At 45.7% G+C, this 24,489-nt stretch carries 24 protein-coding genes and 2 pseudogenes; 22 read left to right on the forward strand and 4 right to left on the reverse strand.

The genetic code is table 11. The features are described 5' to 3' along the window. Nucleotides 1-241: 241 nt before the first annotated feature. From E5329_RS01900 to E5329_RS01940, 9 genes and pseudogenes are all read left to right on the forward strand, one after another. On the forward strand, nt 242-670 hold the full coding sequence (locus E5329_RS01900) for a MarR family winged helix-turn-helix transcriptional regulator (RefSeq protein ID WP_135987899.1): 429 nt from the start codon (nt 242-244) through the stop codon (nt 668-670). 213 nt (nt 671-883) lie between these two features. Then, the gene (locus E5329_RS01905) at nt 884-2,257 is read left to right on the forward strand and encodes an MATE family efflux transporter (RefSeq protein ID WP_135987900.1); all 1,374 of its coding nucleotides are present in this window, start codon (nt 884-886) and stop codon (nt 2,255-2,257) included. Further along, entirely contained in the window at nt 2,254-2,742 is a 489-nt protein-coding gene (locus E5329_RS01910) for a chemotaxis protein CheW (protein ID WP_135987901.1), read from the forward strand. The genes E5329_RS01905 and E5329_RS01910 overlap by 4 nt, the downstream gene beginning before the upstream one ends. Before the next feature lie 3 nt (nt 2,743-2,745). Continuing rightward, nucleotides 2,746-3,366 (forward strand): cytidylate kinase-like family protein, encoded by a 621-nt coding sequence (locus tag E5329_RS01915; protein ID WP_135987902.1) that lies wholly within the window; start codon nt 2,746-2,748, stop codon nt 3,364-3,366. An 80-nt stretch (nt 3,367-3,446) separates the two neighbouring features. Then, complete coding sequence (locus E5329_RS01920) at nt 3,447-3,890, forward strand: winged helix-turn-helix domain-containing protein (protein WP_275442919.1); 444 nt, start codon at nt 3,447-3,449, stop codon at nt 3,888-3,890. 655 nt (nt 3,891-4,545) lie between these two features. Beyond that, a complete protein-coding gene (locus E5329_RS01925) occupies nt 4,546-4,821 on the forward strand; it encodes a DUF6870 family protein (RefSeq protein WP_330571887.1) in 276 nt (91 codons plus the stop codon). A gap of 220 nt (nt 4,822-5,041) precedes the next feature. Beyond that, nucleotides 5,042-6,335: pseudogene (locus E5329_RS01930) on the forward strand (recombinase family protein); the annotation flags it as partial. Between the two features lie 77 nt (nt 6,336-6,412). After that, nucleotides 6,413-6,805: a hypothetical protein gene (locus E5329_RS01935; RefSeq protein WP_135987903.1), complete on the forward strand. Its 393-nt coding sequence runs from the start codon at nt 6,413-6,415 to the stop codon at nt 6,803-6,805. Between the two features lie 105 nt (nt 6,806-6,910). Then, nucleotides 6,911-7,243 carry an antibiotic biosynthesis monooxygenase family protein gene (locus tag E5329_RS01940; RefSeq protein WP_135987904.1) on the forward strand — a complete coding sequence of 111 codons (333 nt, stop codon included), beginning with the start codon at nt 6,911-6,913 and terminating at the stop codon, nt 7,241-7,243. A 151-nt stretch (nt 7,244-7,394) separates the two neighbouring features. Here E5329_RS01940 and E5329_RS01945 read toward each other — a convergent pair whose 3' ends face one another. Continuing rightward, on the reverse strand, nt 7,395-7,961 hold the full coding sequence (locus E5329_RS01945; RefSeq protein WP_135987905.1) for a flavin reductase family protein: 567 nt from the start codon (nt 7,959-7,961) through the stop codon (nt 7,395-7,397). Nucleotides 7,962-8,087: 126 nt separating this feature from the next. Between E5329_RS01945 and E5329_RS01950 the strand changes: the two genes are divergently transcribed. Further along, nucleotides 8,088-8,423 carry a winged helix-turn-helix transcriptional regulator gene (locus E5329_RS01950; RefSeq protein WP_135987906.1) on the forward strand — a complete coding sequence of 112 codons (336 nt, stop codon included), beginning with the start codon at nt 8,088-8,090 and terminating at the stop codon, nt 8,421-8,423. 145 nt (nt 8,424-8,568) lie between these two features. Here the strand turns inward: E5329_RS01950 and E5329_RS01955 are convergent, their stop codons facing one another. The 3 genes from E5329_RS01955 to dgoD are packed head-to-tail and all read right to left on the reverse strand — an operon-like array spanning nt 8,569 to nt 11,445. Then, complete coding sequence (locus tag E5329_RS01955) at nt 8,569-9,591, reverse strand: sugar kinase (RefSeq protein WP_135987907.1); 1,023 nt, start codon at nt 9,589-9,591, stop codon at nt 8,569-8,571. Nucleotides 9,592-9,610: 19 nt separating this feature from the next. Then, a complete protein-coding gene (locus tag E5329_RS01960) occupies nt 9,611-10,273 on the reverse strand; it encodes a bifunctional 4-hydroxy-2-oxoglutarate aldolase/2-dehydro-3-deoxy-phosphogluconate aldolase (protein ID WP_135987908.1) in 663 nt (220 codons plus the stop codon). A 23-nt stretch (nt 10,274-10,296) separates the two neighbouring features. Beyond that, on the reverse strand, nt 10,297-11,445 hold the full coding sequence (gene dgoD, locus E5329_RS01965) for a galactonate dehydratase (protein WP_135987909.1): 1,149 nt from the start codon (nt 11,443-11,445) through the stop codon (nt 10,297-10,299). 352 nt (nt 11,446-11,797) lie between these two features. Between dgoD and E5329_RS01970 the strand changes: the two genes are divergently transcribed. From E5329_RS01970 to E5329_RS02020, 12 genes and pseudogenes are all read left to right on the forward strand, one after another. Next, nucleotides 11,798-13,285, forward strand: coding sequence for a sodium:solute symporter family protein (locus E5329_RS01970; RefSeq protein WP_135987910.1), 1,488 nt, complete (start codon nt 11,798-11,800; stop codon nt 13,283-13,285). Nucleotides 13,286-13,360: 75 nt separating this feature from the next. Continuing rightward, nucleotides 13,361-14,971: an N-acyl-D-amino-acid deacylase family protein gene (locus tag E5329_RS01975; RefSeq protein ID WP_135987911.1), complete on the forward strand. Its 1,611-nt coding sequence runs from the start codon at nt 13,361-13,363 to the stop codon at nt 14,969-14,971. 1 nt (nt 14,972) lies between these two features. Next, nucleotides 14,973-16,109 carry an iron-containing alcohol dehydrogenase family protein gene (locus tag E5329_RS01980; protein ID WP_168356481.1) on the forward strand — a complete coding sequence of 379 codons (1,137 nt, stop codon included), beginning with the start codon at nt 14,973-14,975 and terminating at the stop codon, nt 16,107-16,109. 120 nt (nt 16,110-16,229) lie between these two features. Further along, complete coding sequence (locus E5329_RS01985) at nt 16,230-16,694, forward strand: RidA family protein (RefSeq protein ID WP_275442920.1); 465 nt, start codon at nt 16,230-16,232, stop codon at nt 16,692-16,694. Then, nucleotides 16,687-17,802 (forward strand): D-TA family PLP-dependent enzyme, encoded by a 1,116-nt coding sequence (locus E5329_RS01990; protein ID WP_135987914.1) that lies wholly within the window; start codon nt 16,687-16,689, stop codon nt 17,800-17,802. The genes E5329_RS01985 and E5329_RS01990 overlap by 8 nt, the downstream gene beginning before the upstream one ends. Before the next feature lie 28 nt (nt 17,803-17,830). Further along, a complete protein-coding gene (locus E5329_RS01995; RefSeq protein ID WP_135987915.1) occupies nt 17,831-18,574 on the forward strand; it encodes a FadR/GntR family transcriptional regulator in 744 nt (247 codons plus the stop codon). Between the two features lie 20 nt (nt 18,575-18,594). Then, the gene (gene ilvD, locus E5329_RS02000; RefSeq protein WP_135987916.1) at nt 18,595-20,379 is read left to right on the forward strand and encodes a dihydroxy-acid dehydratase; all 1,785 of its coding nucleotides are present in this window, start codon (nt 18,595-18,597) and stop codon (nt 20,377-20,379) included. 284 nt (nt 20,380-20,663) lie between these two features. Then, on the forward strand, nt 20,664-21,338 hold the full coding sequence (gene pyrE / locus E5329_RS02005; protein ID WP_135987917.1) for an orotate phosphoribosyltransferase: 675 nt from the start codon (nt 20,664-20,666) through the stop codon (nt 21,336-21,338). Nucleotides 21,339-21,406: 68 nt separating this feature from the next. Further along, complete coding sequence (locus tag E5329_RS29585; RefSeq protein ID WP_168356482.1) at nt 21,407-21,559, forward strand: hypothetical protein; 153 nt, start codon at nt 21,407-21,409, stop codon at nt 21,557-21,559. 56 nt (nt 21,560-21,615) lie between these two features. Continuing rightward, nucleotides 21,616-22,050: a VanZ family protein gene (locus E5329_RS02010; protein WP_168356483.1), complete on the forward strand. Its 435-nt coding sequence runs from the start codon at nt 21,616-21,618 to the stop codon at nt 22,048-22,050. Next, nucleotides 22,022-22,339 (forward strand): DUF6142 family protein, encoded by a 318-nt coding sequence (locus E5329_RS02015; protein ID WP_135987919.1) that lies wholly within the window; start codon nt 22,022-22,024, stop codon nt 22,337-22,339. Before E5329_RS02010 ends, E5329_RS02015 begins: the two co-directional genes overlap by 29 nt. Before the next feature lie 34 nt (nt 22,340-22,373). Then, nucleotides 22,374-24,442: pseudogene (locus tag E5329_RS02020) on the forward strand (aminopeptidase). Nucleotides 24,443-24,489 lie beyond the last annotated feature (47 nt).

Below are 24,489 nucleotides of genomic sequence, written 5' to 3' on the forward strand. Positions count from 1 at the left end.
ATTTTAATTTGACGTTTTTGTGCGGGAGACAGGAACTTTAATTTGCTGGGCTACATACAGAAAAAGGCAGAAAGGATAAGGGCACTATTGTGGGAAACAGAGGGAAAAACCAAAATGAGCCGGCAGATGGATTGGAATTTTCATTGGGATTTTCATTTTTTTCTGGATATTGACTTTGGGAATGGGGAGGTGTATAATACTTTCTGTTACATAGAATTCTAACTTTTTTGAGGGCATTGTTATGGACGAAAAAAAATTAATGGAGAAATTTGATAAACTAAACCGTAAAATGCTGCGTCATTTTGCGGGATATTTTTCTGATTCCCCATTGACATGTGTACAGGGATTGGTTCTTCACTATATCATTGTGGAGGCTGAGCGGAGAGATGTTTTCCCAAAGGATTTGGAAGAATTTTTAGGAATCAAGGGTTCATCCGTTACTAGCTTGATTAACAATCTGGAGCAGGGGGGTTATCTGCGCCGGGAAAGTCTGGAATCAGATGGCCGATATAAAAGGCTTGTGCTGACAGAAAAGACCAGAGGGATGCAGGAGGATGTTTTAAGGCGGGTTGACGATTACATAAGCAGTATGTTTTCTGGTATCGCAGAGGAAAACTTAAAAATTTTTGAGGATGTCATTTTACGGATGTCCCAAAATGCTGACAGGTGAGGATTCTATTATTTTACCCATATAATTAGAATTCTATATATCAATTTGGAATGGAGATGACACTTTTGAACAGAAAAATCGAAGCAGGTATGCGTCCGCCACGCTGCGTTCCGCTTGCGGATGAAAAATTTTACCCTATTATTTAGAACTCTAAGTAAATAGACGTTCATTTGTTGAAAAATTTTTTATTGCAAAATAGGAGGATGAAATATTATGGATAAAGCATCAGCTGTGGAAAATCCGCTTGGATATGAAAGGGTGGGAAAGCTGCTGGCAAGATATGCCATTCCCAGCATCATTTCCCTGATTATCAATTCACTTTATAACATGGTTGACCAGATTTTTATTGGGCAGGGGGTTGGTTTCCTTGGGAATGGTGCGACCAATATTATTGCCCCGATCGCCACAATAGCAATAGCCGTTTCTACTTTGTTTGGTGATGGTGTGGCTGCTTATTTCAGCCTGCATTTGGGAAAGGGAGAACCGGAAAAGTCAGCGAGAGGTGTTGGAAATTCGCTGGTGTCGTCTGCTGTCATAAGTATTGTATTCGCAGTTTTGGCGTTTGCTTTTTTAAAGCCGCTCTGCATGATGTTTGGAGCGACAGAAAATATCCTTCCCTATGCGGTTGGGTATGGACGCATTATTGTGGCTGGCTTTCCTTTCGTAATTGTGGGGACGGTCATTAATTCAGCAATCCGTACAGACGGCAGCCCGAAATATGCCATGTTTGCAATGATGATAGGTGCCATCATCAATACGGCGCTGGACCCGGTTTTTATTTTTGTACTCCGCTGGGGTGTGGAAGGTGCGGCACTGGCTACCATTCTCAGCCAGTTCATCGGATTTCTGTGCAATTTTGCATATCTTTTCCGTTTTAAGCATATCAGCCTAAAGAGGTCTTCTTTTCTGGTGGAGGCGTGCATGGTTGGACGGATTGCCAGCCTGGGCTTTGCCAGTTGTTTTAATAATCTTACATCCACGGTAGTTGCCATGGTTTCCAATAACCTGCTGACAAAATACGGTGCCCTTTCAGAGTTCGGGCCGGACATTCCTATCACTACGTTTGGGCTGTGCATGAAAGTGAGCATGATAGCATTTTCTGTTGGGATTGGCGTGGCAAGCGGCAGCCAGCCGATTCTGGGATTTAACTACGGTGCAGAAAAGTATAAACGTGTAAAGCAGACATTTTTGCTGAGTGTGGGGATTTGTACATTAATCACGGTTGTGGCATGGGTTATTTTCCAGTGTTTCCCATTGCAGCTGATCCGTATCTTTGGTACGGAATCGAAATTATATGAGAAGTTTGCAGTTCAGTGTTTCCGCATTTACCTGCTGCTGACTTTCCTAAATGGCCTGCAGATGTGCGCCGGCGTATTGTTTCAGGCAATCGGGCAGCCAGTAAAGGCAGCGGTTGCATCGTTGTCGAAGCAGCTATTGTTTTATGTTCCAGCTATGTTAATCGTATCAAGAATTTCAGGACTGACAGGGGTCCTGTGGGCGGGTCCTGTTGCAGATGCACTGGCTTTTGTGCTGTGCCTCGTCCTCTGCGTACGGGAATTAAGGAAAATGGATGGAATGCCGGAATGATAAGTCATAAATATCAAATGCCGGAAAAGAATGTGGGAGAAGACTGGTATCTTCTGTTATCAGTGAGCAATAATCTGTATGCTGTCGGATTGCCGTATGTGTTTCGGATTACGTCTATGGATGGGATTCAGCCTGTGCCGGGGACAAAAGAATATATACTTGGAACGATTATGGCAGGCGATGCTGTCTGGCCGGTAGCGGATTTACGCATAAAGTTTGGAGAAAAAGAACCGGGGTATCCACGCCATCCCAAAGGTGTTTTACTTGAATATGGGGAATACAAAACGTGTATTCTGGTTGATGATGTACAGTCAGTCTTTACGGCAGATTTTGGGGAAATGACACCGATCTTTGGAAAAAACAGTGATATTTCAGGAAGTATACAGATTAAGGACAGGATTGTCAGTTTCCTGTCTATAGATAGTTTGTTTGACTGGACTTTCATGAATGGGATAGCATCAAAAGAGAATAGAAGGGATGGATAAAACATGAGAAAAAGAATAATAACAATCAGCCGTGAATTTGGGAGTGGAGGGCATACCATAGGAAATGCTGTTGCTGAAAAACTTGGGATAACATGTTACGACCGCGAACTGTTGGAGAAGATTGCAGAGGGAACGGGTTTTTCCCGTGAGTTTATTGAATCAGCGGCAGAAGACTCGACTGCAAGCCATAGTCTGTTATTTAATATGGTTGTCAACCGTTCTCTTCAGCTTAGAAATGAACCGACACCTGCAGATACGGTTTTTTTTGCACAAATGGAAATTATCCGGAAGATAGCGGAAAAGGAAGAATGTGTGATTGTTGGGCGTTGCAGCGATTATATCCTGCGGGAGAGGAAAGACTGCCTGAACGTGTTTATTTATGCGGATGAGCAGGATAGGGAAAAACGGATACTGCAAAGGTATGGGGAAAATGAAAAGCCCGTCAAAAAAAGGATTGCAGATAAGGATTCCCGCAGAAAGACATATTATTCCCATTATACGGACCGTCTGTGTGGAATGCCGCAGAACTATCATATTTGTCTTAATAGTTCCGCTTTGGGTGAAGAATCCTGTATAGATATAATTTGTAGAATTTTTCGGGAAGTGGAAAATGAAACTGCGTAGTTTTCTTGTTTATTGCACTATAAAATGTATTTAAAGCAGTGTTTGGTGAGGAGACACTATAAACGATTATGCAGGAGTGATTGGAAGGTGGTGATATCGGCAAACCACTTATCATGGAATTTGCGAATAATGAAAGTGCGGCTTTTGCTGAAATTATGAATGTCTTGCAGAAGTATCCGGATTTCTGCAGATATACATTAAAGGGTGAAGTGATATTATCCCTCCCCGATCTGGAAATCCGTCCGGAACGCAGGAAAATTTGCAGCAATTCTCACGAAATCACCATGACAAAAAAGGAATTTGACATCTTCTATCTGCTGGCGGTCAATAAAGGGCGGGTGCTGACCTATGAGCAGATTTACCAAAGCGTCTGGAACGGGTATGCAACCGGTGGTGAGAGAACTGCTGTTGTGTATCACATACGAAATATAAGAAAAAAGCTTAGTAACATTCCCACCCTTTCCATACAGTGCGTGAGAGAACTGGGATACTGTATGGAGGTGGAAACAGAAGAATTGCAATGAATCATAAGACAGTCTGGATAAAAACCAGGCTGTTTTCTTATGAAAAAAATTTAGATATTTTCGAGCAACGAGATGGATTCAAAGTGTGGTTTTCCTTTTTAATTCCTTTGTAAAAACTTATTGATTCCCCGTTTATGAATTTATGGGGTAACCGTCCTACAGTCACTTGTAACCGAACTGTGGTCTCCACATTATAAAAAAAGAGCTATAAAATAATCATGTGGACAGGATAAAGCAGGGAGTTTCTTGATTTTTCCATTATTTTACCTGTAATTTAGTGAGCAGGTAACCGACACACGGTCACTGTGTACCCGAACTGTGTACCCCACAGCATGAAAAAATCATTATAAAATGGTCTTGGAAACAGAAGAAGGCAATCTGTTCTTTTGTTATTGCTCTTATCCGTTTATTACCAGAGGTGTCCGTGCCACGGTCACTAAAAGTGCCCGAACTATGGACTCTGCAATCAGGCATAAAGGAGATACAATGGTATCATAGGCAGATGGATAATTCTGGGATGTGCCAGAGTTATACATTTGGGAAGTAAAAATTTAAGAAGTAAAGGTTGAAAGAAATTCATCTTTCAACTGCCAAGTTTGTGCGGCGAGCACCGCAAACATTAGTACATTAGCTGCTCGCAAAGGAGGCTACCAGCATGAGCACAAAAATGAGGGGGTATGGAATGACAGTGAAGAAATATCAGGAATTACAGGCGGTGGATTTTGAAGATGTAGGGCTTGGCAGTCTTATGGACATATCAAAAGTTAGGATTGACAGAAGGCGGCCGGTAGAAAAGCGCAGGCACCAGTATTTTGAAAAGGTAGGCAATCCCTATCTGGTTCGGGTGGGGAACATCAAAGTAAAGGTACGCTTTGCTGATAATGGTGTTTCGATGGAGGATGCCTTTGAAAATCTGCTGTTATCCGTATGATTTGATATTCAGTAGCGGGCAGATAAGGCGGTTTTTTGAGGTGTGTTAGTTATGGAAAACAAAGACAAATAAGCAGATGGCAAAAAAATCCAAAAAACAGCGGACAAACGGAAAGATGTGCGTTACAATGATTACAGGACAAAATCTAATGCAGCTCTTTCTATGAGGGAGGATTCCCTTTGGGTTCTTCCGGCTAATAAAATAGAAGGAGTGGTTCTTTATGGTTACACAAAAAATCTACCAAGCCGCCATCTACGTCCGTTTATCGAAGGAAGAATGGCGATGTTGCCGCTGCCGGGAAAGCAGAGAGCAACAGCATTTCCAACCAGAAAAATTTAATCAGGGATTTCCTGAAGGGCAGGGAGGATATTGAGGTCGTATCAGAGCGTGTGGACGACGGTTACAGCGGTTCCGATTTTGAACGCCCCGCATTCCAGATGATGTTGGAGGACATCAAACAGGGTGTTGTGGACTGCGTGGTGGTCAAGGATTTATCACGGTTTGGGCGGGAATACATTGATTCCGGCATGTATATTGAGCGTCTTTTCCCGGCACTTGGCATGCGGTTTATTGCGGTCAATGACGGCTATGACAGTCTGGACAGGAAAGACAGTTCCGATGATATTATTATCCCTTTTAAGAATCTAATCAATGACGCCTACTGCCGGGATATTTCCGTCAAGATACGGAGCCATCTGGAAGTAAAACGGAGGAATGGTGAGTTTATCGGCTCCTTTGCCGCCTATGGCTACCGGAAGAAAGTGGATGACAGGCACAAACTGGAGACAGGCATCTATGCAGCAGGCGTGGTACGGGATATTTTCCGTATGAAGCTGCATGGCATAAGCCAGGATGCCATTGCAAACCAGTTAAATGAATCCGGCATCCTGCCCCCTGCAGAGTACAAAGCCAGCATAGGGAGTAATTACCAGACCGGTTTTAAGGTAAAAGAAAAGTCGGAGTGGACTTCGGTGGCAGTACGGCGGATTCTGAGCAATGAGATTTACATCGGAAATCTGGTGCAGGGCAGGCAGACAACCCCGAACCATAAAGTCAAACAGGCTTACTTAAAAGAGGAAAGCGACTGGGTAAGGATTGAAAAGAACCATGAGCCAGTTGTTTCCGACAGGGATTTTGAGGTGGTGCAGAGGCTGCTTGCCATGGACACCCGGACCGCACCAGGGAATGGGGAGGTGTACCCGCTGTCCGGCCTGGTGGTATGCGGCGGCTGCGGCATGCCGATGGTCCGCAAGACGACAAAATCAGGCGATAAGGCATATTCCTATTATATCTGTGCCACCAACAAGGCGACAAAGGAATGCAGCCCCCACAGCATAGCAACGGATAAGCTGGAAAGTGCCGTATTGGAATTGTTACGGAAACACATTGGAAACATCATGGATTTGCAGAGAGTCCTTGCTTTTATCGGTACGGTTCCATTCCAACAGATGGATATGAAAAAATTGGAAGAAAGGAAAGCGGAGATGCAGGCAGAAGCAGAACGCTGTACAGAACCCTGATAAAACGGAATGGAAAATATAAATGTCCTGCCAACCTGAATTCAGCAGAATTAAATTGCAGTAAGGTAAGGATGGATGCAGAAGTTTTTGAAAACACAGTATTGACCTATATACGTGTTACGGCAGAATCCTTTTTGCAGGATTTGGAGAAGAAAAGGAAAACGCAGCAGAAAGCAAAGGCAAATGAGTCGGATGTGGAAGTAATCCACCAGAAGATTAAAAAGCTGGAGAACAGGAGGTTTCAGGCATATGACGATTACACCAGGGAAAAGCTGTCGAGGGAAGAAATGCGGAGTCTTCGGGATAAGCTGCAGGAGGAAATCAATGTATTGGAAGAAATGCTGGCAGTCAGAGAAAGAGAACAGGCGGAGTTATCCCATGCACCGGATGTTTCTGAGGAAGAACTGACAGTGCTTGCAAAGCTGACGGAATTTAATGCAGAGGCAATCCGGATTTATTTTTAGGGACTTAATCAAAAGTATTTTGGAGAATTGAAAGATTCTATGGTTTTGTGTATAATTGAGGAATATAATCAGACCGAGAAATCGATATTTGAGGAGGAAAATGAAGTGGCTATTATAATAAACATTTATTATAGCGGCAAGGATGGCAATGCAAAAAAATTTGCCCAGGAGATGGTTTCAAGCGGCATTGTCAGTGACATTCGTGCGGAAGATGGAAATATAGGTTATGAATACTTTTTCCCAATGGATGATGAGGAAACGGTGCTTTTAATTGACAGTTGGGATGATCAGTATTCCATAGACGCTCACCATGCCTCTCCTATGATGGCAAAGATTACGAAACTTCGGGAAAAATATGGACTGCATATGAGAGTGGAACGGTATGTGTCTGACGAAACCGGGATTCCTGCAGCAGACAGGGCGTTTATAAAAGAATAAGGACTATATCATATGAATCTGGAGGAAAAGTAATGAAGAAAATTCTTGTGGTGCAGGGCGGCGTGGGAATTTGGAAAGAATATTCATAAATCGCGTTCATGCTGACAAAACAAGATCCCCCATATTAATGGAAGACCTTGTTCTGCAAAAATCACTTTTTCAGTTTCAAACCATCCTGGAAGGCTTCGCCGACCCGTTCTGTTACCTTGTAATAACCATGTGTGTAAGGGTCAAAAGCAATGGCGTTTACCAGTGACATATCAACTTTGCCGTTTACCATCACGTTTTCATCTGCTGTAATGTTAACGACTTTGCCGATTACGCCGCAGCCATATTTGCCGTCCTGATATTCCACGAATTCACATTCCAGACACAGCGGGAATTCATGGATGACAGGTGCATCCACCATCTCGGCTTTGCTGGCGGTAAGACCGCTGTTTTCGAATTTGTTTGCAGTTTTGTTGCCGGACTCAACGCCAAAATAGTCTGCCTCAACTATATGGTCAGCGTCAGCAATGCTTACCGTAAAAGCGCCTCTTGCTTTGATATTCTTTACTGTTTTGTGTGTTTCTGTCAGATTGAGGGCTACATTGCCTCTTTCCTGCATGGTGCCCCATGCAGCATTCATGACATTAACACTGCCGTCTTCGTTGTAAGTTGCCACCATTAAAACAGGCATTGGAAAAATACCTTCTGTTATATTGAGTTTCTTTCTCATTGCATTTACCTCGTTTCTTTCCTGGGATTGACAGAATTTACATCTGTAAATATAATTATAGATGGTAATTAAAAAAGTACAAGTACTATTTTCTATGAAAGGTACTATCATAAAGGAAAGTGTAATATGATAAAGAATTATATTGAAAATGCAAATTTTGAAGATACTGGATTCAGTTATACACTGTCACTGATATCCGGCAAGCACAAGCTGGTTATCTTATACTGCCTGATGGAATTTAAGGTTGTACGGTTCAATGAATTAAAACGGTATATAAAAAATGTGTCGGATAAAACGCTCAGCAGCAATCTGAAGGAGTTGGAGACAAACCGGCTCATTATCAGAAAAGAATATCCACAGATACCGCCAAAGGTTGAATACAGCCTGAGTGACAGGGGGAAATCCCTGATGGGCGTCTTAGACCAGTTGTGTGTCTGGGGCGAAAAGAATAGAGAGAAATAGCATGATTATCAGAGGAAGTATGGAGTGTGTTTGAAAAATTATTACAACCTTACTCATGAGATATTTATTTGCCGAGTGATCTGCCGTTCTTCTTGAAAAAATAAGAACGGCAAATCATTTGGTTACAAGTATGTCTTGCAGGTTGTTACCGCTGCACCCTGCCGGATGCGTTACCGCCAGCAAGTGATTTAACTTCTGCTTCTGATACCAGGTTATAATCATGCTCGATGGTATGCTTCAGACAGGAAGCCGCTACAGCGTAATTGATTGCGTCCTGCTGTTCATAGCCATGGCTGAGTGCATGGATCAGTCCGCCTCCGAAGGAATCACCGCCGCCTACACGGTCCACAATGTGAATCAGATATTCCGGGGAGAAGCATGCCTGTCCGTCTTTGTAAAGCATACCCGCCCACTTGTTATCCGTAGCGGAAATGCTGCCGCGAAGGGTGACAGCAACATATTCACAGCCAAAACGCTCAGACAATTCTTTTGCAACGCCGATATAACCTTCCCGGCTGATTTTACCGGTATTGATATCAGTTCCTTCTGCGTGAATCCCAAATACATCCGCTGCGTCTTCTTCATTTGCGATGCACACGTCCACATAAGGCATCAGTTCACCCATAACTTTTCCGGCTTGTTCGCTGGTCCACAGTTTTTTTCGGAAATTCAGGTCGCAGCTTATTTTCACGCCCTTTGATTTTGCGGTTTTGCAGGCGTCTAAGCAAATCTGGGGATTCTCGCCGCCCAGCGCCGGTGTAATTCCCGTAAAGTGGAACCAGTCTGCGCCTTCAAAAATCTTATCCCAATCAAAATCTTCCCTTTTTGCCAGAGCGATGGAAGAACCTGCACGGTCATAGATGACTTTCGAGGGCCTCTGAGATGCACCTTTTTCTACAAAATAGATGCCAAGCCTTGGACCACCTTTTACGATACCGGCAGTATCCACGCCGAACTGGCGCAGGCTGTTGATGGCGCACTGTCCCAGGTCATTGTCCGGAAGCTTCGTTACAAATGCGGCGTCATTGCCGTAATTTGCAAGAGAAACGGCTACATTGGCTTCACCTCCTGCATAGCTTGCTTCAAAATTTCCTGCCTGTACAAATCTAAGATATCCTTCCGGGTTCAGACGCATCATGATTTCACCGAAACACACTACTTTTGCCATATTATCATTTTCCTTTCTGTTACGCTTCTTTTGCGTTGGTAATAAATTCACGTGCTAATGCCGTGATTTTGTCAAATTCGCCGTTTTGAATCCACTGGGCGTTTACAAGATTGCCGCCCACGCCGGCTCCGATGGCTCCGGCTTTAATAAATCCTGCGATATTTTTCTCGTTGACGCCGCCTACTGCAAGCACCGGAATGTGGCTCATGGGAGCTTTGACTGCTTTGATGTAAGCTGCTCCCAGATTTCCTACCGGGAAAATCTTTACAAAGTCTGCGCCGGCTTCATAGGCGGTTACTATTTCGGAAGGAGTCATGGCTCCTGGCATGGTCACCATTCCCTGTTCCTTTGCATAGCGGATGACCTCTGGATTAGTGGAGGGAGTGATGATATAAAGAGCCCCAGCCTCCTTTGCCAGATCTACCTGCTCCTTTGTCAGTACCGTTCCAGCTCCAACCATTACCTGCTCCGCCAGCTGTTCACTGATGGCACGGATTGCGTTGGTCGTTGCTTCAAAATGATCGGCGCTTTTCTGATTGAAGGTAATTTCGACCATATTAATGCCGCCTTCGTACAGGGCCTGTGCCAGCTTTACACAGTGCTTCGGCTCCATGCCCCGCACAATGGCAATGATTCTGTTGTCATATACGTTTTGAATAATCTGTTCTCTTGTGGGCTTCATTCTGATTCTCCTTATGCGGCGTTTTACCATTCTGCAATAGAACCGTCTGCATGTCGCCATACAGGATTCTTCCAGTTGTGATTTGTCTTGCTTTCTTCCAGTACCAACTCTTTATTGACCTCTACTCCAAGTCCCGGAAGCTTCGGCAGATTCACATAGCCATCGGTAAATTTGAAATCATCTTTATTATTTACATAGTCCAGTACGCTTTTGCCTACGTTGTAGTGGATTCCCATGCTCTGTTCCTGAATGACTGCATTATAGCAGGTAGCGTCCACGTTCAGGCAGCTGGCGAGGGCAATGGGACCCAGCGGGCAGTGGGGGGCTAAGGCAACGTCATAAGCTTCTGCCATAGAACCGATTTTCTTTACTTCAGTGATGCCGCCGGCATGGCTTAAGTCAGGCTGGATAATATCTACGCCGCCGGTCTGCAGAAGACGTTTAAAATCATATTTGCTGAAAAGCCGTTCCCCTGTGGCAATAGGAATATTGCAAGCGGCTGCGATTTCTGGAAAATATTCCATGTTTTCACAAAGCACAGGTTCCTCAATGAACATCGGATCAAATTCCTCCAGTTTCTTGGCGAGAATCTTTGCCATTGGCTTGTGTACGCGGCCGTGGAAATCTATGGCAATGCCGAAATATTTCCCGCAGCTTTCCCGGATAGCGGCTACACGCTCCAAAACGGCGTCTATCTTATCATAGGAATCTACCATCTGAAGCTCCTCAGTGGCATTCATTTTGATGGCCTGGAAGCCGGCGTTTTTCTTTTCCAAAGCCGCGGCGCCTACGTCAGAAGGACGATCGCCGCCGATCCAACTGTATACTTTCATTTTGGAATGGCATGCGCCGCCCAATAGCTCATAGACCGGAACGCCCAGCGCTTTTCCTTTGATGTCCCACAGGGCCTGGTCGATTCCGGAGATGGCGCTCATTAAAACGCCGCCGCCTCTGTAGAAACCAGCCCGGTAGAGGGTACTCCAAATGTCTTCGATTTTTCCAGGATCGGCGCCGATGAGATAATCTTTCATTTCCTGCACGCATGCAAGAACCGTACTGCAATGTCCCTCCAGGACAGGTTCGCCCCATCCGGTAATGCCTTCATCCGTGATGATCTCCACAAATCCCCATCTGGGGCGGACGGTGTAAGTATTTACTTCTGTAATTTTCACTGTGGTTTCCTCCTTTTTTAAAAAATCTTGCAAAATTATAAACAAAATATAAAGTTGTAGGACGAATTGTATAATTCTCTTTGAATTTGGGAAATCCGTCCCAGAAATGCAAATTATATTTATTACAATAATATACCATTTGGCATAGAAATACAATTCGGCATAATGCATAAATTATCAAACAAAAATTAGGATAATTATAACAAAAAACAGGAAAGAAGAAGAAAAAGCATAGGGTTTATTGACAAAACATCAAAAATATAGTAATTTCTAAGAAGCAAAAAATTTGTTTGACAAAAAAAGCGAGATTTGTCGGACAAAACTGCACGAAAAAATTTAAAGGAGGGATCTTATGTTAGATTCTAGGTATGTGCCATTGTTTATTGTCGGTTTTCTTCTGTATATCGGCTTTATGATTATGGTGGGCATTCTCTCAACAAAAGGAAAAACAAGTGGTTCCAACTTCCTGACAGGTGGTTCGAACCTTGGCTTTTTCCTGATCTTCTGTACGGTCGGAGCTACGATGATCGGTACAGGTTCATCTATGGGAGCTATCGGAAACGGCTTCAACCACGGATGGGGCGGCGCCATCTATGGATTGGGCGCTTCCACAGGTATCCTGTCCATGCTGATGTTTGTAAACATACGTGAGAAAAATTTTATCACGATGTCGGAAGAAGCACAGTATTATTACGGCGGGAAAAAGATTGTTCGTCAGGTAATGGGCTTTATGATGTTCGTGATTGAAATTATCTGGCTGGGCAATCATATGAACGGCGGTTCGAAATATCTTGCTTATATCACAGGGCTGGATGATGTGCTTTGTAAGCTGATTACTGTGCTGGCGTTCGCTGTATATGTATTCATTGGCGGATATTTGGCGGTAGTTGTAACAGACGCAGTACAGTTCTGCGTTATCATCGCAGGCTTTGCCCTTATCGCTGTCAGGGCTATTCCGGCGGCAGGCGGCTATGCAAAGATTGCTGAAACATTTGACGCAGCCGGAAAATCTGGCGCTATGGGATTCTATGGAGTCGGTTCCTATGGTTTGATGGCAGCTTTTGCGTTGGTGCTGTCCACTTACATGGGCGTGATTGGTACGCCTACACACCGTACCCGTATTTATACCTCTGCGGATAAAGGAACTGCAAAGAAAGCGTTCTTAAGCTCCGGTATCATGCTGTTTTTCTGGAGTTTTGTAACGGCTGTGATTGGTATGAGCGCATTTGCAATCGCAACAGAGCAGGGCGTAACGCTGGAATCCGCAGACTATGCATTTTCCTTTATGGCAACACATGTACTGGGGCCGGTATTCGGTCTGGTTCTGATGATTGCGGGTCTGTCCGCAACAATGTCTTCAGGAGATTCCGACGCCATTTCCGGCATCACGATTCTTCTGACAGACGTATATCCCAGCGTAACAGGCAAGAAGATCAAAGAAGAAGATTACCCGAAATATTCCAGAATTGCTCTGGTTGTTACTCTGGCAATCGCATTCCTGATTACGCTGTTTGTTAACGATGTTATTACCTATATTCAGAAAGTGGTAGGCTCTCTGCTTCCAGGCGTTGCTGTCTGTATGTTTATGGGACGTTTTTGGAAACGAGCTACCTGGCAGGGAGGTCTGGCGTGTATTTTCTCCGGTACAGCATTTGGTCTCCTGTACCTGCTGATCCCGTCAGTAAGCGGTTGGGTAGATGCAAATCTGGGCGGCGCTGCAGTTCCGGCTACGATCATTACCCTGGTATTCGGCGTTATTGTGAGCCTTGTGACTCCGGCAGATACAACTCCGGAAACAGAACGTGTAAAAGCAGTGTTTGATGCGCGTCTTGGTGAATAAATACATAAACAATGACCAGTAATGGGGGCGGGGGAACTCAGCCCCCATTTTGCCATTGGCAGCAGGAGAGGAAAAATGGGAACAATATTATTAAAAAACGGTATGGTGTATGACGGATTAGGCAATCCGCCGAAGCAGCAGAATATTCTGCTCAAGGACGATAGGATAGAACAAATCGGCTGTATGGAAGAAACAGCAGATGAAGTAATTAATGTGCAGGGAAAAATTATCTGTCCGGGTTTTGTGGATATTCACAGACATTGTGATGCAAAACCCCTAAACGATCCAGAATTTGGGAGAAGAGAGCTGGCTCAGGGCATTACTACTACGGTAGTAGGGAATTGCGGAATCAGCCTGACGCCCTGCCCTTCTTCAGACGAGGGAGCAAGAGAAATGTATGATTTTGACGAAGCGGTGTTAGGTCCCATGGAGCTTAACCTTCCCAGAACATACGAGGATTATCTGAAGGCGCTGGAGGAAGCAGAACTTCCCCTTAACTTTGCATCTATGATTGGAACCGGCGCTGTAAAAATTACAGTAAAGGGATTTGCAGATACGCCTTACACCCAGGAAGAGCTGGATTCGGCCCGCGCTTTGATTGAGGACGCCATGAAACGGGGGGCAGTGGGAGTTTCTCTGGGAATTATGTATCTGCCGGAATGTTATTCCTCTACGAAAGAATTTGCTTATATTCTGGAACCGGTGGGAAGGTACGGACGAGTGATTACCACCCATATCCGAGGAGAAGGGGACAGTATGGTGGAGAGCGTTAAAGAGGTGCTCGAAATTGCCAAAGAAGCCGGCTGTGCGCTGGAAATCAGCCATTTCAAAAGCTGCGGCGTTCACAACTGGCGAAAAGACATTCATACCGCAATCCGGCTGATAGAAGAAGCGAGAGCCCAGGGTCAGGATGTGACCTGTGATTTCTATCCCTATGAGGGGGGAAGCACAGCCCTTACCACCATGCTTCCGTCGGTATTTGTGGCCGGCGATATGACAAAGGCTCTGAAGAAGCTGGGCACTCCGGAGGGAGTGGAAGAATTTCGGCGGCTGAGCCGCAAAGCGTATGATGATTGGGATAATTTCTGCGTGACTTTAGGCTGGGAGCGTATTATAATAAGTGGTGTGACCCAGGAAAGATTTCAGAAAATGCTGGGCATGACGGTAACAGAAGCTGCGGAACAATTCGGATATGAGGACGCGGAAGCCCTTGCTGCCGACTTAATGCACAGTGAAAACGGTAAGACAGCTATTATTAATATGAGTATGTGCCAGGAAGACATTGATACTGTGGCAAAGCTGCCCTACTCCAATTTTATTTCTGATGCCATTTATGCACAGACAGATATGCCCCACCCGCGGATGTACGGGGCTTTCCCAAAGGTCATCCGGGAATATGTCAATGAAAGAAAGCTGCTTTCCATGGAAGAAGCGATTCATAAGATGACCGGGCAGCCGGCCAAACGTATGAAGCTTGACGGCAGAGGGGTGCTGGCGGAAGGAAATTATGCAGATATCCTGGTATTTGATCCGGAAATATTCCGGGATCATGCAACCTTTCAGGACCCTGCGCGTCTGGCAGACGGGCTGGGATATGTGTTTGTCAACGGGAAGGCAGTAATCCGGGATGATGAATGGCTGGATCATATCTGCAGCGGCAGAAATATTTTGGCGGGAGGAAAATAAAATGGCAGAAGCAAGAAGCCTGGAGGAAATCAAGCTGGATTATGCCTGGAAATTCGGCTGTGGCCGTTATATTCAGCAGCGTGAGGCATTGGAGACGCTTCCTGAGGAGATTAAGCGTCTGGGAGATAAACCGCTGATCATTGCCGGACCCCGGGCGTGGGAGGCAACAGAGGGAAGAATTGAAAAAGCTCTAAGGGAAGCCGGAATAGAATATGTTTTATCCGTTTATCCGGATCAGAATACTTATGAAAAGGCCAGGGAGCATGCCTCACAGGCAGTCAGCAGCGGCTGCGATGTTATCGTGGGCGTGGGCGGCGGCCGCATTATGGATCAGGCCAAAGCGTCAGCTTATTTTGCCGGGGAAATGACAAAGGCAAGAAGCGGGCATTTTCCAGTGGTTCAGGTGCCCACCAGCATTGCTACTTGTGCCGCTTTTGCGCCTCTCAGCGTTATGTATACCCAGGAAGGGGCGTCCCTTGGAAGCCTTCGTCATAATTTTGAGGTGAACGCCATTGTGGTGGATCTGGATGTGATTGTCAAAGAACCTGCCCGCTATGTGGCAAGCGGCATTCTGGATGGCATGGCAAAAATGGTGGAGATGCAGAATGGGCATGATAATATTACCATTGAGGAGTTTGACGTGGGGCTGGTGACAGCATTTACACTGGCAAAATATACAATGGAAACCTACCGCAAACGGGGCGTTCAGGCAGTGGAAGATGTAAGAGCCGGGAAACTGACCAAGGAAGTGGAAGATATAACTTATCTGAATATTGCGGTGGCAGGCGTAATCAGCGGATGCAGCAAAGGGTTTGGGCAGACAGCTCTTGGACATGAGTGCTATGAGCTTATCCGCACTCATTTTACGCAAGAAGCGAAAGATTTCATCCACGGCGAGATTGTGGCTGTGGGCCAGAGTATGCAGCTGTCCTTTAACGGACAGGAGGATCAGATTCCTGCTTTGAGAGAGATGATGAATTCTTTTGACATGCCGCTGACGTTAAAAGATATCGGCATAGAGCCCACTGAGGAAAATGTGGAAACGCTTTATCAGGATCTTTATCACAGTCCTTTCGTCAAGGATTGTCCCGAAGAAGCGGAAAAGTTAAGAAAAGCAATGAAATGGCTTTGTGAATAGGAAAACCGCGAAGCAATGAAATGACTTTGCGAATAAGAAAACCGCGAAGCAATGAAAAGAATTTGGAACAGAAAAATAAGAAAACTCATGGAATAGCTTTAGAAACAGGAGGAAATAAAAATGGCAGATGTATATGCTAAAATGAAAGAACTTGGAGTGACCTTGCCGGAGCCTCCGGCAAAAGGAGGAATTTATACGCCGGTGCAGGAATTCGGAGACAAGCTTTTGTACTGCAGCGGATGCGGTCCGGCAATCGGAGAAGAGAATGTGATTGGGACGTTGGGAAAGGATTTGACCGTGGAGGATGGACAGAAGGCGGCTCGTAACTGTGCCCTGAACCTGCTGGCTAACTTGCATGACAAGCTGGGGGATTTGAACAGAATCAAGCGTTTTGTAAAAGTGCTGGGATTTGTCCGCAGCGCAGATGATTTCCAGCAGCAGCCCCAGGTAATTAACGGCGGTTCCCAGTTGATTTTAGACTTGTTTGGAGAGGAAAAGGGACTTCCGGCGCGTACGGCTATCGGCACAAACGCTACGCCGGGCGGTATTGCCTGCGAGATTGAAGTTTTGGTAGAATATGAATAAGACGAGATATTCCTTCGAGGGAGAGGAGACGGTGATTTCTCCCCAATTGGTATATTACAAAGAAATCATTGAGGACAATATTAAGAAAATGATAACTTATGCCCAGGGCCCCCAGCGGCTCTGGCCCCATGTGAAAACCCATAAAATGGCAGATGTGATCAGGCTGCAGATGAATTATGGGATAGATCGCTTTAAATGCGCAACCATCGCGGAAGCAGAGATGTGCGGGGCGGCAGGGGCAAAAAAGGCTGCTCTGGCGTATCCTCTGGTGGGACCGAATATTCCGCGTTTTCTGACACTGGCAAAGATATTTCCGGAGACCGAATTTTTCGCGGTTTCAGACTGTACGGAGCAGGTGAAGCTTGCAGGAGCCGCAGCCGTGAAAGAACATACAGAGATTCAAATGCTGATGGATGTGGACACCGGACAGCACAGGACAGGCGTACCCATGGGGCAGGCGGCGGCAGCTTATAAACAGTGGGCGCAGATACCGGGGATTTGTATGCGGGGGCTGCACTGTTATGACGGACACCGTCATGAAAGTAATTATGAAGTCCGCAGCAGAGAAGTTGCTGCTGTGGATAAACAGATTGATCAGATTAAGAATGATCTGGCCGGCAGCGGCATGGACTGCGGGATCGTTATTTTAGGCGGTACCCCTTCCTTCCCCTGTCATCAGAAATTAAACCGAGACTATTTAAGCCCCGGAACCTGTGTGATACAGGATGCTGGTTATCAGGCGGCTTATCCGGATCTTCCTTTTGAACCGGGAGCGGCAGTTTTGACAAGAGTGATCAGCATACAAGGGGAAGACGCCTTTACATTGGATATGGGAACGAAAGCGGTTGCTTCGGACCCGAATCCGGAAAGGGCTGTCCTTTCTGGTATGGAATATGCCAAAACAGTGCTTCAGAACGAAGAGCACTGGGTTGTGAAAATTCCAGCAGAGCACCGAGAGAATATGCCGAAAGTGGGGGATGTGATGTTTGCCGTTCCAATGCACATATGCCCCACAAGCGCATTGTATCCGTCAGTTCCGGTGATTGAAAAAGGAAAACTGAGCGGCTGGTGGGAAGTAACGGCGAGAAACAGGAAGCTGTCAATTTGAGGAAAAAGAGAAAGCAGATGTTTGGGGTATGAAGAAAAAGGAAGAACATGGTATGACATTGGCAGAACAGATTGCCGACAGGCTGCTGGAGCACATCAGTAAGAATGGGTTAAAGTCCGGCGATCGTCTGGGAACAGAAATGGAAATGTCTGAGCAGCTGCAGGTCAGCCGCGGAACCATCCGGGAGGCAATTAAGATTCTGGTTTCACAGAATATTTTAGAGGTGCGCCAGGGCTCAGGCACCTTTATTTCCGATGGAAAGGGGAATGTGGGAGATCCGCTGGGGCTTAAGAGAATTCCGGAACAGTTCCGGCTTACTTGGGATCTGCATCAGATCCGGATGCTGCTTGAGCCGGATATCGCTTATATGGCAGCGATGAATATCACGGATAAACAGTTGGAAGAGTTGGAGCAAATCTGTGAAGAAATGGAGCGGCTGTCTCAGTATAAGCAGGACAGATGGCATGTGGATGTGGAATTTCATGTTTATCTGGCAAAGGCATGCGGAAATCTGGTGATTCCTAAGCTGATTCCCATTATCCGCCAGGGGGTGGATTTGTTTATCAAATATACCCACAGAGAAGCGGAGCCTGAGACGGAAGCAAAACACAGAGATATTCTGGAGGCGTTAAAGGCGCATAATCCCATGTGGGCAAAAGATATGATGCTGATGCATCTGACCTATAACGGGCAGGAGCTGCGTCGAGAAGCCATCAGACGAGGCGAGACATTGGAAAAACTGGTGGTTAAAAGAGAAGATAGCATAGAATAATCAAAACAGGAGGTTTTGCAATGTATAAAAGTCAGGAGATCAGAAAGATTGCTCCGGAGATGGATCCGCTGAGAATGGGGATGGGCTGGAAGGTGGAAGATCTGGGCAAACCGCAGATTATTGTAGAGAGCACTTACGGCAACAGCCATCCGGGAAGCGGCCATCTGAATATTTTTGTGGAAGAAGCAGTAAAGGGAGTGGATGAAAACGGCGGAAAAGCAGCCCGTTATTACACCACTGACATGTGTGACGGCATGGCCCAGGGACATGACGGCATCAATTATTCGCTGGCTCACAGAGACGCCATTGTAAATCTTGTGGAGGCCCAGATCAACGCCACCACATTTGACGGCGGGGTCTTTGTTTCCAGTTGTGACAAGGCGCTGCCGGCAATGCTTATGAGTATCGGGCGCAACAAGGAGATGAGCGCCATTGTGGTAACCGGCGGTGTGATGGAAGCCACAGCTGTGAAACCAGAATATGTGGAGAATGATCCGGGATGTAAAATTAACGAATTACTGACCTTAGAGCAGATCGGTAAGTTTAGCGCCCAGTTTGAGCGGGGCGAGATTCCAGAGGAACAACTGACTTATTATAAACAGCAAGCATGTCCCAGCTGCGGCGCCTGCTCCTTTATGGGAACGGCGTCTACCATGCAGGTAATGGCGGAAGCATTGGGACTGATGCTGCCTGGCACTGCGTTGATGCCTGCTACAGCGCGGGAGCTGAAGGAGGCGGCATACAAGGCCGGACAGCAGTTGATGGAACTGGTGAAAAAGGGCATTCAGGCAAAAGATATCGTGACCATGAAGAGCTTTGAGAATGCGATTATGGTGCATGCGGCCATCTCCGGGTCTACCAATGCGGTGATGCATATCTCAGCAATTGCACATGAATTTGGCTTCGAAATTGACGCAGACACTTTTGACCGACTCCACAGGGGCGCGCATTATCTGCTTAATATCCGTCCGGCAGGCGACTGGCCCGCACAGTATTTTTATTATGCAGGCGGCGTTCCCAGGGTAATGGAAGAAATAAAGGAAGTTCTGCATCTGGATGTTATGACGGTGACGGGAAAATCTCTTGGTGAGAATCTGGAGGAACTGAAAAAGAACGGATTCTATGAACACTGCAATGAGATTCTGAAAGAAAAGGGAAAAGCGTTGGGCAAGGAAATCAAGGCAGATGATATTATCCGTGATTTTGATCATGCGCTGGGCATGGATGGAAGCATTGCAATCCTGCGGGGCAACCTTGCGCCGGAAGGGGCAGTCATTAAACATACAGCATGCCCGCAAGCGATGTTTCAGGCCAGATTGACAGCAAGGCCCTTTGACAGTGAGGAAGAGGCAATTGACGCCGTTCTGAAGAAAAAAATCAAACCGGGCGACGCAGTCTTTATCCGCTATGAAGGGCCGAGAGGAAGCGGTATGCCGGAAATGTTCTATACCGGAGAAGCTATCTGCTCAGATCCGGAGCTTGCGGCGTCGGTGGCGCTGATTACAGACGGCCGTTTTTCGGGAGCCTCCAGAGGCCCAGTGATAGGACATGTTTCTCCAGAGGCAGCAGCCGGCGGCCCCATTGGGCTGGTGGAAGAAGGAGATTTGATTGAGCTTGACGTACAGGCCCGTAAGCTGGCTATTGTGGGTATTCAGGGCAAAGAAATGTCAGAAGAAGAGATTGCGGAAGTTTTGGAAGAGAGAAAGAAAAACTGGAAAGGCTTTACCTCGAAATATGACAGAGGACTGCTGAAATTGTATGCTCAGCATGCAGTAAGCGCTATGAAGGGTGCTTATATGGATTGATAATATCATCAGAGTAAAGTTTCGTGCAGCAAAAGAAGAAAGTTGATTGACAAAAATAGTTGAGTGGCTTTCTTCTTTTTTTATGTGTATAGCGGCGAAAACCAATATTCTCAGTTGGAAATCTTGTATAACTCTAATCAAATAAGCTGTCAATCCTTATATTTCATTCTTTGCCGCGAAATCAAAGGAAAAGAATTGTTATTTTAAACATGTTATGGTAAAATGAATTCGTATTTGAGGAATAAAACCGCGGGAACCCGCATAAAACAGGAGGTCATAGAGAGATGGAACAGTACAAGCAGGAATTTATTGAATTTATGGTGGACTGCCAGGTGTTGAAATTTGGCGAATTTATCTTAAAGAGCGGGCGGAAATCTCCGTTTTTTATGAATGCGGGCGCTTATGTCACAGGCGCACAGCTCCGTAAGCTGGGCGAATATTACGCCAGGGCAATCCATGAGCATTACGGTGATGATTTTGACGTGCTGTTCGGACCGGCCTACAAGGGAATTCCTTTGAGTGTTGCCGCTACAATGGCCTATAGTGAGTTATATGGAAAAGAGATTCGCTACTGTTCCAACCGGAAAGAAGCCAAAGATCACGGCGACGCAGGAATTTTGCTGGGCAGTAAGCTGAAAGACGGAGACAGGGTAGTGATTATTGAGGATGTTACCACCTCCGGCAAATCCATGGAAGAGACGGTTCCCATTATCCGCGCCCAGGCTGACATTGAGATTAAGGGCTTGATGGTATCGCTGAACCGTATGGAGCGGGGAAAGGGAGAAAAGAGCGCTCTGGAAGAAATCAAGGAACTCTACGGCTTTGACGCAAATGCCATTGTTACAATGAAAGATGTTACAGAATATTTGTATAATAAACCATATAAAGGAAATATATATATTAATGATGAAATGAAAGCAGCCATAGACAGTTACTATGCCCAGTATGGAGCAAAGTAAAAAGGTTATTGCAGCAGGGGCGTTATGGCCGGTTCACGGCCAGATTTATGAAAATGCGGAGGTTTGGAATGAACGAAAAAATATATAAGACAATGGCAGTAACAGGAGCGGGTAATATTGCGCTGGGCGTTGTGGTTCTGATATGCGGGATTACATGCGGAGTTTTGTCCATTGTAAGCGGTGCAAGAATCTTAAAACGTAAATCAGATATCATTTTTTAAGGATTAATAAATTGAAAAAAGATTATAAAAAAACACTCCGGATATGCAGCAAAATCATGTTCGGGGTCTATATTATTTGTTTGACCTATTTCCTGTTTTTTGCAGAGAGTACCGGCCGTACCTTTGAAGGGAGGACCTATCACTATAATCTGGAGCTGTTTAAGGAAATCAGGCGTTTTATTGTCTATCGGCATACGCTGGGAACGCAGGCGGTGCTGCTGAATCTGGTGGGGAATATTGTGGCCTTTGTTCCCTTTGGATTTTTTCTGCCGATTCTGTATCCCAAATGCAGAAATTTTCTGTATACTGTATTTTTTAGCTTTGAGGTCAGCCTGGCAGTGGAGACTGTTCAGCTTGTGTCAAAGGTGGGAAGCTTTGATGTGGATGATATGCTGCTGAATACCATAGGAGGCGCACTGGGCTGCCTGATTTTTTATTGGATGAACCGGATAAGGAGAAATTATGAGACAAAAGAAAAAAAGCGGTTTTAAATTAGCTGGGAAAAAGCATTCCAAGAGAGGGAAAATATCGCTGTTTCTGGCATTGTGCTCTGTTTTCGCAGGAGTTGGGATGGTAGTGTTATCTATACAGAGTAACGGGAACGCCAGTGTATATGTGGGGAGTGCAGGTTTGTTTGCCTTGTTTGTGTCCCTGACGTCTCTGATAATCGGACTCTCCAGCCTGAAAGAGGAAAGCTATAAATTATTTCCGGTGCTGGGCAGTATTTGCTCTGTGCTTACATTGGCAGGATGGGTGGCCGTTTATATGCTGGGATTTTGAAAAACAGATGATTTGGAAAGGACAGAGTTGAATTATGGGTTATTGTGAAGTTTGGCAGCCATATCGGGAGGAAGTAAAGGAGCGGTATCCTCTGGTGATGGAACGGCTGGAACAAATAGAGACTGAAGAAACAGTAAGACAGCCTTATCGGGCGTATTTTCAGCGGGCAGCAGCTTTTTTGCGGGAACTGAAGGAACTGGAAGAGGAAGTGACGTCAGGCGCCTGGGAAAAGAAAAGCCTGGAGGAAATGAGCAGGAAAAACCGTTCTCTCTATGAAGAGATTTTACCAGAACATTATGAAAAAGTTATGGTAATCCTGAGTATGCAGCGGGAGAATTGGGAGAGCAGTATGGAAAATTGCTTGGCGTATTGTATGCAGATCTCCGTTCTCTGATCCCTTACGCCTATGAGGGAAGAATATATGATATTACCATATTCAGTGAGCTTCTGGTGGAACTTTACAACCTTTTTGAGCAGGAAGAACTGTCCTTAGAACAAGAGGTACAGCAGGTGATCTACTGGTTTTACCATGATTATGGGGAAGTGTTTGCCGAAATCGGCGTCATGTCCCAGACCAGTCCGGAGCTGGATTTTTATACCCGTATTATCATGGACAGTGATTTGGAAGACTTGCGTTATCTTTACCGTTACGGTGCGTATATTACGGAAAATGAACAGAAAACAGCAGAGTTTTTGAACCGGATGCCAGAGGAACAGATTCAGGCGATGGCAGATACTTATACCGAAGGGTACCGAATGGGATTTGAAGTTACAGGAAAGGATTTATCCAAAAAGAAATTTGTGGATCTGCGTTACCCCATCGGGTTTGAACGGATGATGCGGGCTGCAGTGAAGAATTTTGAGAAACTGGGTCTGCAGCCGGTGGTAACGAGAACCGGAGAACTTTCTTTTTTCGGCAGAAATGGAAGCGGCAGCATAGTCAGCGTGTCTCCTAACCGTCAATATGAGTACGATCATAAATCGGATCGGGCAGTTTATCTGGATAAGGCGTTGGTGGAGCGCAGGCTGGAAGTGCTGAAAACCGCCTATGAGGCGAGGAAGAAGGAAGCCGCCTGGTATGCCGGCCCAGCAGTGGTGGAGACTTTTGGGGAGGCAGGCTTTGAGCCGACAACCAACCCTTATGCCTGTCAGTTTGATGCAAAGCAGCAGAAGCTGAATGTGTATTATTCGAATCTGGCAATGCAGATTACTAATCAGTATATTAAAGGGGAAGAGCGCAGCTTTACCATCATCGCTTATCCGATTCCTGAGATTGGCCCCCGGTTTGAAGAGATTTTTGCAGAAACAGTGAAGGTAAATACGCTGGATTATCAATTGTACCGGGACATGCAGCAGAAAATCATTGACGTGCTGGATGAGGGAGAGACTGTACGCATTACCGGAAAAGGAAATAATACCACAGATTTGACCGTAGCCCTGTATCCTTTAAAGGATAAAAGCCGGGAGACTGCCTTTGAAAATTGTGTGGCAGATGTGAATATTCCTGTGGGAGAGGTCTTTACTTCTCCTGTATTAAAGGGAACCAACGGGCGGCTCCATGTGACTCGGGTATATCTGAATGGATTGAAATATCTGGATTTGGAGCTGGAGTTTCAGGATGGCATGATCAGTCGGTATTCCTGCAAAAATTTTCCTACGGAACAGGAAAATCAGGCATTTTTAAAGGAAAATCTTCTGAAGCATCATGAGACGCTGCCGCTGGGGGAATTTGCCATTGGAACCAATACCACTGCTTACCGGATGGGTATTGATTATCAGATTCAGGATAAGCTTCCCATACTGATTGCAGAGAAAACAGGCCCGCATTTTGCTGTGGGAGATACCTGCTACAGTCTGGCGGAGGATACGCCGGTGTTTAATCCGGATGGAAAAGAGATAGTGGCAAGAGACAATGAGGCGTCCATACTCCGGAAGGAGGATGTTCAGAAAGCGTATTTTAATTGCCATACGGATATTACCATTCCTTATGATGAACTGGACCGGATTACGGTACAGAGAAAAGACGGCCTTTGCATAGATGTGATACGGGACGGAAAATTTGCAGTGCCGGGAACGGAACCGCTAAACAAGCCGTTGGAGTGATAAGTTTGCCTGGGTTCACAGAACCGTATTGCTCTGTAGACCCAGGC

Source organism: Petralouisia muris, assembly GCF_004793545.1.
Taxonomy (GTDB): domain Bacteria; phylum Bacillota; class Clostridia; order Lachnospirales; family Lachnospiraceae; genus Petralouisia; species Petralouisia muris.